Raw genomic sequence first — 12,704 nt, 5'->3', positions numbered from 1 at the left:
CAGAACAGGCTTGCAATCAGCTCAGAACTTGTAGCCGAGGCCCGCGCGCACCGTATTGATGCTGGTGTCGACCGTCGAGGTGAAGCGGACATACTCGTATTCGGCCCGTGCGAACAGACCGCCGACCAGATTGACGTCGACGCCGAGACCGGCGCTGTAGCCGTAGATCAGGTGATTGTGCTGAAGGTTGTTGGCGCTGAGCGGCGCAAGCGGCGTGTAGGTGCCGAGAAATGTCGTGCTGACCCGGTCCTGAACCGTCACGGACTGGCCGATATCTGCGTTGCCGAGTGCAAGGCCGAAAAATGCGTAGGGCAGGAAGCAGCCCATCGCATAGCCGGCACGACCGCGGATCGTTGCCATGTCGGTGATCGAGATCTGCGAGGACTGCGTCGACGTCACGGCGTGGAAGTTGCCGTCGGTCAGTGCGGCCGTGCTGACGAGCGTGCGGCTCGAAGAGGCCATGCCGCCGTATTTGCCGTGCAGATAGCTCGCCTCGACGCCGAGCACGACGTCGTCCCACTGACTGTTGTAGCCGACGAAGGCGCCGAAGCCCGATGCGCGCGAGGATTGCTTGCCGAGGTTCGGGTTCCAGGACGAGACCTGCATCTGGCTCTCGATCAGCGTGTTGGCCAGCACCGCCGCCGTCATGTTCTTGGTCGAGCCGTTGAAATTCTCGTCGGACGAGCCATAGCCGCCCTGGACGCCGACGTAGTAGCCGTCCCAGTTGACGCGCGAATTGTTCAGGCCCTCGGTCATGCTGCCCCTCAGGATGGGCAGATCGGACAAATCCGCGGCCTGCGCTGCCGAGATCATGCCGCACACCGAGACCGCCACCACCAGGCTACGCATTGCAACGCTCCAATCAGCACTTGAACTCTCTGTTCCGATCATCGCGCGTTAACCTTAATCATTCGTTGTCGTAGCGCCCTGCGCGGAAATTCTTTCCGCGAAGACGCAGCACGCTGCGCCGGATCAGAAACGTAAGAACGGCGCGGGAAGACCCGCGCCGCTCGTTCGAGTGCAGTGAGTGGCGACCGCTCGGCTCAGCCCTTGCGGATCAGCGCCGGCATCGGAGGCGGCGGCGGCTGGTCGAAATTCCAGCGCACGCCGAGCTTCAGGTCGTGCGAGGTGATGTCCTTGAACTTGAACACGTTGCCGGTGGTGTTGCCGACATAGTCGGACAGGACGCCGGTCTGGCCTTGACCGAGATCGACGTAGCTGTAGGCCAGCTCCAGCACCAGGTTCGGATTGACGTTGTAGGCCAGACCAGCATGGGCCGCCCAGGCGAAATTCCATTTCGAGGAGGTCGGCGCCGTCGCGAAACTCGTGGTCGTGAACGGCAGGTTGTTGATGCCGGTGTCGGTAAAGTTCGAGACCGTCACCCGCGCGCCGCCGACGCCCGCGCCGATGAACGGCGTCACGCACCACCAGGTGCCGAGATCGACATAGGCGTTGGCGAGCACCAGCCATTCCGACTTGCTGCCGCTGTAATTGTCGATGCCGCTATAGGGCACGCCGCCCGCGGTCGCGTTGAAGCGGTCGGTGGCCTTGAAGTTCGAATTGCCGCGATACTGTCCGGTGACATCGGCGCGGAACCAGCTGTTGAAGCGATAGCCGACGCCGACGCCGTAGATACCCGCGGTATCGAACGCCGAGGTCTGATTGAACGACGTCATCGGCGTATAGGCCGACTCGCGCGAATAATGGACGTCCTTGACCTTCTGATTGCTGAAGCCGATGTCGCCGCGCAGGTACCAGCCGCCGAAATCGGCCGCCGGCGGCGGCGCGTAGACCGGAGGCGGCATGATGGGCATGTCGGCCGCAAAGGCCAGAGTGGAAAACAGAGAGGCCGCTCCGGCGGCGATCAAAGACATAACGCTACGCATTGGCTTCGTCCCTTTGGCCGGTGAGGCAATCGAGAACCAGGCCCCACATCACAACTGACGGCCGTACAATCGCACCAAATGCTTAAGCGGCGCTTAACCCTAATAATTAAGGTTGATTTTCCATGAGCGAGTGGGAACCGTTAACGGCCGGACAACTCATCCTAACAGATCGTTAGCGGCTGCGCCGGGCGATGCAGGCAATGCGAACTAATTAGTCGACCGACCCGGCTCATGGCGAAGCCATGCCTTCCAAATACCGATCCGCCGTACGAAATGGTTGAACGACGCGATCAGAAGCATCCTGGCGACGTACTCGGACGCGAGAAGATCGTGAGCCAGCAAAAAGGCCTGCCATCTGACGATGACAGGCCACAATCGAAAATATGATCGCCGGTGATCAGGCGGCAGCAGCCGCCGCATTGCCCACCGCGGCCACGATCTCGTCGACGACCTCCTCGACCAGGTCGCGGTCGTCGCCCTCGCCCATCACGCGGATCACCGGCTCGGTGCCGGAGGAGCGCACGAGCAGTCGGCCATGGCCGTTGAGGCGCTTCTGTCCGGTATCGATCGCCGACTTCACCTCGTCCGCGTCGAGCGGCTTGCCGCTGCGATAGCGCACATTCTTGAGGATCTGCGGCAGCGGATCGAAGCGGTGGCAGACCTCGGACACCGGACGGCGCAGCCTCTGCACCGTCGCCAGCACCTGCAGCGCGGCGACGAAGCCGTCCCCCGTGGTCGCGTAGTCCGAGAGAATGATATGGCCCGACTGCTCGCCGCCGAGATTGTAGCCGTCGGCCAGCATGCGCTCGAGAACGTAGCGGTCGCCGACCGGCGTGCGCACCAGTTCGAGCCCCTGCCCCTGCAGGAAGCGCTCGAGACCGAGATTGGACATCACGGTCGCGACGATACCGGCGCGCGCCAGGCGGCCGTCCTCCTTCCAGCTCTGCGCGATGACCGCGAGCAGCTGGTCGCCATCGACGATGTGGCCGCGCTCATCGACCAGGATCACGCGATCCGCGTCGCCGTCGAGCGCGATGCCGATGTCGGCGCGCATCTCACGCACCTTGCGGCACAGCGCCTCCGGCGAGGTCGAGCCGCATTCCTTGTTGATGTTGAAGCCGTCCGGATCGACGCCGATCGAGATCACGTCGGCGCCGAGCTCCCACAGCGCCTCGGGCACGACCTTGTAGGCCGCGCCATTGGCGCAATCGACCACGACGCGCAGGCCGTCGAGCGAGAGGTCGCGCGGCAGGGTGCGTTTGGCGAATTCGATGTAGCGATCGTGCACGCCGTCGATGCGGCGGGCGCGGCCGAGGCTCGCGCTCTGCGCCAGCTTCTTGTCGAGCGATTCATCGAGCAGTTGCTCGATCTGCCTCTCGACATCGTCGGACAGCTTGAAACCCTGCGGCCCGAACAGCTTGATGCCGTTGTCCTCGAACAGATTGTGCGAAGCCGAGATCATGACGCCGAGATCGGCGCGCATCGACTTGGTGAGCATCGCGACCGCCGGCGTCGGCATCGGGCCGACCAGCAGCACGTCCATGCCGACCGAGGTGAAGCCGGCCACCATGGCGTATTCGATCATGTACCCGGAGAGGCGCGTATCCTTGCCGATCACCACGCGGTGGCGGTGCTCGCCGCGCTGGAACAGAAGACCTGCGGCCTGCCCCACCTTGAGCGCGAGTTCCGGCGTGATCAGGCCGTTGGCGCGGCCACGAATCCCATCGGTCCCGAAATAGTTACGGCTCATATGACCCCCAGCAACGGCTTCTGGATTTCGTTACCGGCGGTTGCGAATCACGGGAGCCGCCCTGCCGGTCAGCCCGCGGGTTATAGTCGCCTTAAGGCTAAGATGGCTTCAAAAAATATGATGAATCATTACCACGAAACCGCCATAGCCTCTGTAAGCCGTTGTTAAGGCTAATTTTTCATTCGACCTGACGGCTCCGGAGGGCTCGCCCGCCGGAGCCCGCCGCAGCCGGAATGTGCTCGCTCCGGCAGCCCCGACGTCGTGTTGCGTGACGCGCGCAGTTTGCCCTGCCTTGCCCAGACGCCGTTGCGGTTCCCAAGTTGGATTTGGCAGGCGCCGCAAAGATGCTAGATGACTGCCCCAGCCTTAAGAAACGAGACGCCGGTGGGGAGCCGAAGACCGCGATGAAACACGTCACCTGCATTGAAGACCTGCGCCTGCTGCACAAGCGCCGCGTGCCCAAAGCCTTCTTCGACTACGCCGATCGCGGCTCCTATGCCGAGGAGACGCTGCGCGCCAACCGCGACGATCTGCAGAAGATCAAATTCCGCCAGCGCATCCTGGTCGACGTGTCCAAGCGCGATCTGTCGACGACGATCCTCGGCGAGCCCGCGTCGATGCCGCTGATCCTGGCGCCGGTCGGCCTCCTGGGCATGCAGCATGGCGACGGCGAGATTCACGCCTGCCGCGCGGCGCAGGCCGCCGGCATCCCGTTCACGCAGAGCACGATGTCGATCTGCTCGATCGAGGACATCGCTGCTAGCGTCGAGAAGCCGTTCTGGTTCCAGCTCTACGTCATGAAGGACCGCGGCTTCATTAAGGCCCTGGTCGAGCGCGCGATCGCCGCGAAGTGCAGCGCACTATGCCTGACCGTCGACCTGCAGGTGATCGGCCAGCGTCACCAGGACATCAAGAACGGCATGAGCGTGCCGCCGGAATGGACGCTGTCGAAGCTGTTCGATTTCGCGATCAGGCCGGCCTGGGTGCAGGGCGTGCTGCAGGGCAAGCGCCGGACGTTCGGCAACATCGCCGGCCACGTGAAGAACACCGAGGACCTGACCAAGCTCTCGGCCTGGACCGCGGCGCAGTTCGACACCTCGCTGAACTGGAAGGACGTCGACTGGATCCGCTCGATCTGGCCGGGCAAGCTGATCATCAAGGGCATCCACGACATCGAAGACGCCAAGCTCGCGGTCGAGACCGGCGCGCAGGCGATGGTCGTCTCCAACCACGGCGGCCGCCAGCTCGACGGCGCGCCGTCCTCGATCCACGTGCTGCCCGGCATTGCGGAAGCGGTCGGCGACAAGATCGAGATCATGTTCGATGGCGGCATCCGCTCCGGCCAGGACGTGATGCGTGCGCTCGCGCTCGGTGCCAAATCCTGCATGCTCGGCCGCGCCTATGCCTACGGCCTCGGCGCCGGCGGCCAGGCCGGCGTCGCCAAGGCCATCGACATCATCCGCAACGAGCTCTTGACGACGATGGGCCTGTGCGGCGTCAACACGGTGGCCGAGATCGACCGCAAGGTGCTGGCGGATTAGGCGGAGTTGGGTCGAGGGTCTAAGGGGAGAGGGAGCGCACCGTGCTCGCGGCGCCGCTCACATCGGCGGCGTCAGCCCGTCGCGGCCGACGCTGACGCGGCTGGTCTCGAGCGAACCATCAGGCAGCGGCTTGACGATCGCGATCACCTTGGCGCCGGCTTTCAGCTCGGACTTGTCGCCCGGCACGAAGGTGACGATCGGCGTGTCCGGCGCGATGTCGACGCGCTTCTCGCCGCCCTTGTACTTGACCAGCAACGTATGACCGTCGGTCGAGACCGAGCTTTCGGATACGGTGGCGTTGGTCATGCTCGAGTTCGGCTTCAGGTCCCACGACCGCGAGCCTTCGCCCGTGCCGCGCATGTCCTCGGGAAAAATGTGGATCTCGACCGCCTTCGGCGCGCCGTCCGGGCCGGGCACCGTGGTGGCGCCGATGAACGAGCCCAGCTTGATGTCGGAAAGCTGCGCCTTGACGACACCCGAGACGCGCAGATCACCGGCCATGCGGAGCTTGAAGATCTCGCCGCTGCGGGCTTTCACCGTCATGGTATCGGCGTCGACGCTTTCGATGGCGCCGCGCACGCGCGTCGGCACTGGCGCCTGCTGCGCGATGGCGGTCAGCGACGCCGCCGCAACCATTGCGAGCGCGGCGACCGGACGGATCAGAACGAGACGGGCAGACATGCTGAAAACTCCGAGGGCTCGAGAGACGCGTTCCGCGCTCGTATCGGAGACGCGGGCATCTGACGAGTGAAACGCCGGAGAGGGCCGCTCATTCCACACTCAAGCCCTTGTGAGATCAGCCTCGACCAACGCGCGCAGTTCGGGCGTGACCTGGGGGCGGCGGTGGAACCACAATTCGAAGCCGCGCACCGCCTGGTGCAGCAGCATGCCGAGCCCATCGGCGGTGCGCAGGCCCCGCGATCGCGCGGCGCCGAGCAATCGCGTCTCCAGTGGCACGTAGACGAGGTCGGCGACCACGGCGTGCGGCGACAGCAGATCGACGTCGAGCTCGAGCGGCGGCTGGCCGTGCATGCCGAGCGAGGTGGTGTTCACGAACAGGCCCGCGCGCGGCAGTAGCGCGCCGACGCGATCCCAGCCTTCGGCAACGACCCGGTCGCCGAACTGATCGGCCAGCGCCTGCGCGCGCGCAGCGGTGCGGTTGACCACATGGACGCGGCCGATGCCGCGCTCGAGCAGACCGAACACGACGGCCCGCGCCGAGCCGCCAGAGCCGAGCACCAGCGCCTCGTCGGTGCGGTCCCAGCCCGGGGCGGCGGCATCCAGGTTGCCGATGAAGCCTTCGACGTCGGTGTTGGTGGCCCGCAGGATGCGGTCCTCGTACCACAACGTATTCGCGGCGCCGACGGCACGGGCGCGCGCGTCCGGCTCGGTCAGCTCCAGCACGCGCTCCTTGTGCGGAATGGTGACATTGGCGCCGACGAAGCCGCGGCGGTCGAGATGCGTGACGAAATCCGCAAGCTCTTCCGGCGGCACCGCCTCGATGGTGTAGCCGCCGGCAATGCCGAGCTCATGCAGCCAATGATGATGGATCAGGGGCGAGCGCGAATGCGCGGCAGGCCAGCCGATCAGGCACGCGGCGCGGGGTTTGGCGGCGACGGTCATGGCCGTGACATCGGACAAGCTCCGGCCGGAGTCAATGCTGCGGGCCGGTCGAACCGGCCGCGACGACGAAGCCGGCCGTCGGTGCGCCTCGGTGGAGACCGGCGCGCGAGGCCGGACTCAGCTCGCCGCCAGCCCGTCGGAGATGTCCTCCTGCGGCGTCTCCTTGCCCTTGATGTCGGCGACCGCGCGCTCGATGGTCTCGCGGAAGCGCACCAGCGGCGGCCGCACGCCGTGGGTCAGCAGCGCCCGGCGCACGGTCGGTGATGCGCCGGTGATGAACAGGCGGATGCCCTGGCGCCTGGCCTTGGCGGCGACGCGGCTCATGGCGTTGGCGGCTGTCGAATCCAGGAACGGCACCGCTGCGAAGTCGACCACGAAGGCCTTGCGGCGGTCCGCGATCGAGTCGAGCACGGTGCCGACGGTCGAGGCGGCGCCGAAGAAGAACGCGCCGGTGATGCGATAGACCAGCACGTCCTTGTCGGCGCTGAGCTTCGGATTGTATGGCACCCGCGCCTCATCCTCGAAGTCGGCGCGGTCCTTTGCGGCCAGAGGCGACCCGCCCTCGACGCCGGTCATCTGCGCCATGCGGTTGATGAACAGCACGGCGCCGAGCGCGAAGCCGACCAGGATGCCCTCGGTGAGATCGCGGAAGATCGTCAGCCCGAAGGTTGCGAGCAGCACCGTGGCATCGCCCCAGGACGATCGGATCAGGGTGGCGAACTCGTGCTTCTCCGCCATGTTCCAGGCGACAACGACGAGCACCGCGGCCAGCGCCGACAGCGGGATGTAGCTCGCCAGCGGCGCTGCGATCAGCATGAACACCAAAAGAAACAGCGAATGCAGCATGCCCGACACCGGCCCGCGCGCGCCGGCGCGGACGTTGGTCGCGGTGCGCGCGATGGTTCCGGTGACGCAGATGCCGCCGAACAAGGCCGAGCCGATATTGGCAAAGCCCTGCGCCACCAGCTCGCAGTTGGAGCGATGGCGGCGGCCGGTCATGCCGTCGGCGACCACGGCCGAGAGCAGCGACTCGATCGCCCCGAGCAGCGTGAAGGCAATCGCATCGGGAAACACCGCCTGGATCTTGGCAAGCGAAAACGCCGGCAGCGCCGGTGCCGGCAGCTCGCGCGGGATGCCGCCGAAGCGGGTGCCGATGGTCTCGACGGGAAGCTGCAGCGCGTAGGTGATGATGGCGGCGACCACGACCGCGATCAGGATGCCGGGCCAGGTCGGCCGCAGATGCTTGAGGCCGACGATGATCGCGATCGACAGCGCGGCCGTCGCGACCGCAGGCATGGTCGCGGTCGGCGCGCCATGCGCGAGCGCAGCGAGCTTCGGGATCAGCTCGCCCGGCTCCTTGCCCGCAAGCGTGATACCGAACAGATCCTTCAGCTGGCTGGCAAAGATGATGACGGCGATGCCCGCGGTGAAGCCGACCGTGACCGGATAGGGAATGAACTTGATGTAGGTGCCGAGCCGCAGATATCCGGCGATCACCAGCATCACGCCGGACATCATCGCCGCGATCAGCAGGCCATCGAGACCCTGGCGATCGACCGTCGCAGCGACCAGCACGATGAAGGCACCCGCGGGACCGCCGATCTGAAAGCGGCTGCCGCCGAGCAGCGAAACCAGGAAGCCGCCGACCACGGCGGTGTAGAGGCCGCGCCCCGGCGAGACACCGGAGGCGATCGCGATCGCCATCGACAGCGGCAGCGCCACGATCGCTACCGTCAGGCCCGCCAGCGCGTCGGCACGAAAGTCGCTGAGGCCGTAGCCCTCGCGCAAGACCGTCAGGAGCTTGGGGGAATAAAGCTCGGCGAAGGTCGGCTCATGATGTCCGACCCGCCCGTGCGAACGGTGTTCGTTTGCGATGCTCATGCCGACCACGCTCCCGTCGCCTCATCGGACCGCGGCGCAGCCGACGATGCGTCCCACACGAAGCGCTCAGGAGCCCCGTGGCGCGCGATGAGCCTAGCTCGCGTCATCGCGCACAATGTCAGTTTGACGGCCCATGCGGCGAGGCGGCCCCGGGTCCTTCAGGCGAACACCACGCCCGCCATTCTCACTGCGGGAATGCTCACCGATCAGATCCACGCCCGCACGATTGAGCGCATCGACGACCTTGGTCAGCGAGTCCACCACGCCGCGGACGTTGCCCGTGGAGGCTTCCATCCGCTGGATCGTCGGCAGCGACACGCCAGCCAGCTCGGCCAAGGTTCTCTGATCTATCCCGAGCAGCGCTCGCGCTGCCCGCATCTGGAACGACGTGATCACGATGGCCTCACGTGGCAGACACCATAAATGATGTCTGAGACAAAGACAATGATGTAAAATACATCATAAACTGATCTCGGACGCAAGCTGGAACCTGCCCTCGCCGTCTGTTCCTGCGCGCGCGAGCGACGGCCGTGACGCGATCCGGCCCGCCATCCCGAGAGAGGATGACGGGCCGGTGCTGTTCGGCGCGAAGCGTTCGGCTCAGGCGGCGTCGCGGTGGGAGGCGATGATGTGATCGGCGGCGCGGCCGGTCACCTCGGCCATATGGTCGAACTGGCGGGTGAAGCTGCCGGCGCCGGCGGTGGCCGAGCGCAGTTCGACGATCAACTCGCCGATCTCCGCCTCCGGCATCATCGCCCGCACGCAGTCCCAGCCCGGCCAGCCGTCACGGGTATCGAAGGACAGGATCTGGCCGCGCCGCGCCGACAGGATCGCGTTGATCCTGGCGGTCGCTTCCGTCGGGCAGACGATCTCGACGGTATGGATCGGCTCCAGCAGCACCGGCGCGCATTGCGGCAGGCCTTCGCTGACGCCGGCCCGCGCCGCGGTGCGGAACGCGAGGTCGGACGAATCGACGCTGTGATAGGAGCCGTCGGTGAGCGTCACCTCGACGTCGATCACCGGAAAGCCCAGGGGGCCGCGGGCCATTGCGTCGACGACACCCTCCTCCACCGCCGGGATGTAGTTGCGCGGCACCGCGCCGCCGACCACCTTCTCGGCGAAGCGGAAGCCTTCGCCGCGCGGCAGCGGCTTGATGTCGAGCACGACGTCGCCGAACTGGCCGTGCCCGCCGGACTGCTTCTTGTGGCGGCCGCGCTGCGTGATCGGCTTGCGGATGGTCTCCTGATAGCCGATCGCGGGCTGGTGCGATTTGACGTTGACGCCGAAACGGTCGCGCAGCCGCTCCAGCGCAACGCGCAGATGCATCTCGCCCTGCCCCCACAGCACGGTGTCGTGGGTGCGCGGGTTCTGCACCATGGTCAGCGACGGATCCTCCTCATGCAGCCGCTGCAAGGCCTGGCCGAGCTTGACGTCGTCCTTGCGGTCCACGGCGGCGATCGAGAGCGCCAGCACCGGCGGGCACGCCTCCACCTTTGCCAGCGGCGGTGGCGCCGTCTTGCCGGTCGCAACCGTATCGCCGGTCTTGACCGCATCGAGCTTGCCGAGCGCCACCGTGTCCCCGGCCTCGGCGCCCGCGCGCTTGCTGTCATAGGCGCCGGTGGCAGCCAGGATGCCGGACACGCGCGCCGCCTCGCCCGAGGCGGCATGCAGCGTCGCGCCGTCGTCGAGATGGCCGGACAGCACCCGCGTCAATGACAGCTTGCCGCCATGCTGCAGATGCAGCGTCTTGAAGACATAGCCGAGCGCCTCCTTGGTGTCCTTCACACCGAGCCGCCGCGCGGTCTCGGCGATTCCGGGCGCCTCGTGGCGCAGCGCCTTCATCAGCCTCAGCACGCCGTTCTCGCGCAACGCCGAGCCCAGCAGCACCGGGCAGATCAGTCCCTCGCGCAATTCGCGCGCGAGATCATCGAACACGGCGTCGCGCGGCGGCGGGATGTCCTCCAGCAGCTGCTCCATCAGCGAATCGTCGTGATCGGCGAGCTTCTCCAGCATCGAGAAGCGCGCCTCCTTCTCACGGTCGAGATCGCCGCCTTCGAGCGCGATCACCTCGCTGGCCTTGTGCTCGCGATAGATGAAGGCGCGCTCCAATGCGAGGTCGACGAAGCCCTCGATCAGCTCGCCGTTCCAGATCGGGATCTGGCGCAGCACCAGCGGCACGCGCGAGGCCGGCTGCAAGGTCGCGAGCGTCTCCCTGATGCGCGCATTGGCGCGGTCGATCTTGTTGAGGAACAGGAAACGCGGGATGCGCAGCTCCTCGAGCTCGCGCAGGATGATCTGCAGTTGCGGCAGCTTCTTCTCATCGGCCTCGCAGACCACGATCGCGGCATCGACCGCCGGCAGCGCGGCGCGCATGTCGTGGATGAACTCGATCGAGCCGGGACAGTCGAGGAAGGTGTAGCTGTCGCCCATGAAGGTCGTCGTCGCCGCCGTCATGGCGACGCTCATCTTGTGCTGGCGCGCCTCCGGACTGGCATCGCCGACGGACGTGCCGGCGTCGACGCTGCCCGCGCGCGCGATCGCGCCCGTCCGCGCCAGGATCGCCTCCAAGAGAGTGGTTTTACCGCTTTGGAAAGGGCCCACCAGCGCGATGCACCGTGGACCTCGGGGACTTCTCAGGTCTTGTCCCATTCGCCGCCTCCTCGTTGTGGAGCTCGGCCCTTGATTGGGTCGGCAAAGCCGAATGCTCTGCCTCGGCTGCCGCTTTGGCAAGCAGGCGGCCTGCCAAAAACGTTGCTGCAGTGCGGGGATCCCACCGTCTTCCCGCACGATGGCGGGAAGAGCGCTGTTCACGGCAAAGGGAAGATCACCGACCCGGGCGCAATTCGAGGCTTTGCAGCCCCGCCGCGACGCTGATGCCGACCTGGCCCTGGACGCTGAGCGGCTGCAGCGCGATCGAGTTGGCGGAGCCGCCGACCAGCACGTTGCCGCCGACACCGACGCCGACCGCGGCCGAACCCTGCGCACCGGCATAATCGCCGGAGAGATCGCCCGGCCCGAGCCGCGCGACCGGCGCATAGACCACCCAGGCCAGCAGCGATTCCTGGGTGATGCCGAGATCGAGGCCGACCTTGCGGATGGTCGCGACGTAACGATCCTCCGGCAGCCCGTCGGCGCGCAGCACGCAGCCGAGATGGGTGACCGAGCCGACGATGAAGCCGACGCTGGCGCCGCCGCGGCATTCGAGGACGCCGACCCGCACGCGATCTTGCGCCTGGGCAGCGCCGCCGATGCAGAGGACGGCCGCAGCGGTGAGCCCGGCGAGGATGGTCGAGCGCATGAATAAAACTCCGGCTGAAATGAACATGTGATGCGGCGCTCGGTGATAGGGACTGATGATCACGAGCCATCACATCTATGCCACAAGGCTTACAGCCGCACCAGAAGCGGCGCGCCGTTCATCTGGCTGAACGAAGCACGCTCTCGCACAGCGCGGCTGCGAGGCATTGTCGCCGTGCTCAGCGATAGTAGCGCGAGAAGTAGGACGAGGGCTGGCTCGGGCTCGGATGGATCGGCAGCAGCGGCACCAGCTCGACCTCGGTGATTCCCGCGGCGAGGTTCATGCCGGTCTGCCCCTGCAGGCTGATCGGCTGCAGTTGGGTGGCGCGATCGGTGTCGCGCACCAGGAAGCTGCCGCCGAAGCCGACCAGCGCGGCGGCGTTGGCCGACAATCCGCCATAGCGCCCGCGCAGCTCGCTGCGGCCGAAATCGTTGACGGGCGCGTACACCGCCCACGCCATCCGGGTCTGATCCGTCAGTCCGAGATCGAGACCGTAGCGGCGGACCTTGGCGACATAACGCTCCGGCGCGCGGCCCTGGCTGCGGAAGACGCAGCGCAGACGGGCCTGTGACATCACGAGCTTGCCGGCCGTCCGGCGGCCCTCGCACTCCAGAACCCCCGCACGCATCGGGCGGCCCTGATGGGCCTGCGCGAGCGGCACGAGCATCACCATCGCCACGATCGACAGCACAAGCAGCCGCATCGAACTCCAACCTTACGCCACG

11 protein-coding genes are annotated in these 12,704 nt (G+C 66.5%); 1 reads left to right on the top strand and 10 read right to left on the bottom strand.

The features are described from left to right. Positions 1 to 21 precede the first annotated feature (21 nt). From ACQR1X_RS20760 to glmM, 3 genes are all read right to left on the bottom strand, one after another. Positions 22 to 849 carry an outer membrane protein gene (locus tag ACQR1X_RS20760; RefSeq protein WP_316237585.1) on the bottom strand — a complete coding sequence of 276 codons (828 nt, stop codon included), beginning with the start codon at positions 847 to 849 and terminating at the stop codon, positions 22 to 24. 194 nt (positions 850 to 1,043) lie between these two features. Continuing rightward, positions 1,044 to 1,886 (bottom strand): outer membrane protein, encoded by an 843-nt coding sequence (locus tag ACQR1X_RS20755; protein WP_316217483.1) that lies wholly within the window; start codon positions 1,884 to 1,886, stop codon positions 1,044 to 1,046. A gap of 397 nt (positions 1,887 to 2,283) precedes the next feature. Next, positions 2,284 to 3,636 (bottom strand): phosphoglucosamine mutase, encoded by a 1,353-nt coding sequence (gene glmM / locus ACQR1X_RS20750; protein ID WP_315803317.1) that lies wholly within the window; start codon positions 3,634 to 3,636, stop codon positions 2,284 to 2,286. A gap of 404 nt (positions 3,637 to 4,040) precedes the next feature. Here glmM and ACQR1X_RS20745 point away from each other — a divergent pair, with 404 nt between their 5' ends. Next, a complete protein-coding gene (locus tag ACQR1X_RS20745; RefSeq protein ID WP_316237586.1) occupies positions 4,041 to 5,177 on the top strand; it encodes an alpha-hydroxy acid oxidase in 1,137 nt (378 codons plus the stop codon). Positions 5,178 to 5,234: 57 nt separating this feature from the next. Here ACQR1X_RS20745 and ACQR1X_RS20740 read toward each other — a convergent pair whose 3' ends face one another. The 7 genes from ACQR1X_RS20740 to ACQR1X_RS20710 form a co-directional block, all read right to left on the bottom strand. Beyond that, entirely contained in the window at positions 5,235 to 5,813 is a 579-nt protein-coding gene (locus ACQR1X_RS20740) for a hypothetical protein (RefSeq protein ID WP_315803494.1), read from the bottom strand. 144 nt (positions 5,814 to 5,957) lie between these two features. After that, positions 5,958 to 6,800 (bottom strand): shikimate dehydrogenase, encoded by an 843-nt coding sequence (locus ACQR1X_RS20735; protein WP_316177613.1) that lies wholly within the window; start codon positions 6,798 to 6,800, stop codon positions 5,958 to 5,960. A gap of 117 nt (positions 6,801 to 6,917) precedes the next feature. Further along, positions 6,918 to 8,681: a SulP family inorganic anion transporter gene (locus ACQR1X_RS20730; protein WP_316177611.1), complete on the bottom strand. Its 1,764-nt coding sequence runs from the start codon at positions 8,679 to 8,681 to the stop codon at positions 6,918 to 6,920. 93 nt (positions 8,682 to 8,774) lie between these two features. Next, positions 8,775 to 9,077, bottom strand: coding sequence for a helix-turn-helix domain-containing protein (locus tag ACQR1X_RS20725; protein ID WP_315757334.1), 303 nt, complete (start codon positions 9,075 to 9,077; stop codon positions 8,775 to 8,777). Positions 9,078 to 9,281: 204 nt separating this feature from the next. Then, positions 9,282 to 11,330, bottom strand: a complete 2,049-nt coding sequence (locus tag ACQR1X_RS20720; RefSeq protein WP_315803313.1) for an elongation factor G — start codon at positions 11,328 to 11,330, stop codon at positions 9,282 to 9,284. A gap of 175 nt (positions 11,331 to 11,505) precedes the next feature. After that, positions 11,506 to 11,979, bottom strand: a complete 474-nt coding sequence (locus tag ACQR1X_RS20715) for a DUF992 domain-containing protein (RefSeq protein WP_315803312.1) — start codon at positions 11,977 to 11,979, stop codon at positions 11,506 to 11,508. 178 nt (positions 11,980 to 12,157) lie between these two features. Beyond that, complete coding sequence (locus tag ACQR1X_RS20710; RefSeq protein ID WP_315803311.1) at positions 12,158 to 12,682, bottom strand: DUF992 domain-containing protein; 525 nt, start codon at positions 12,680 to 12,682, stop codon at positions 12,158 to 12,160. Between the last annotated feature and the right edge of the window lie 22 nt (positions 12,683 to 12,704).

Origin of the sequence: Bradyrhizobium sp. HKCCYLRH3073, from assembly GCF_051167995.1 — a bacterium.
Taxonomy (GTDB): Bacteria; Pseudomonadota; Alphaproteobacteria; order Rhizobiales; family Xanthobacteraceae; genus Bradyrhizobium.
Note: the sequence above shows the minus strand (reverse complement) of the source record. Positions and strands in the feature narration are given on the sequence as shown.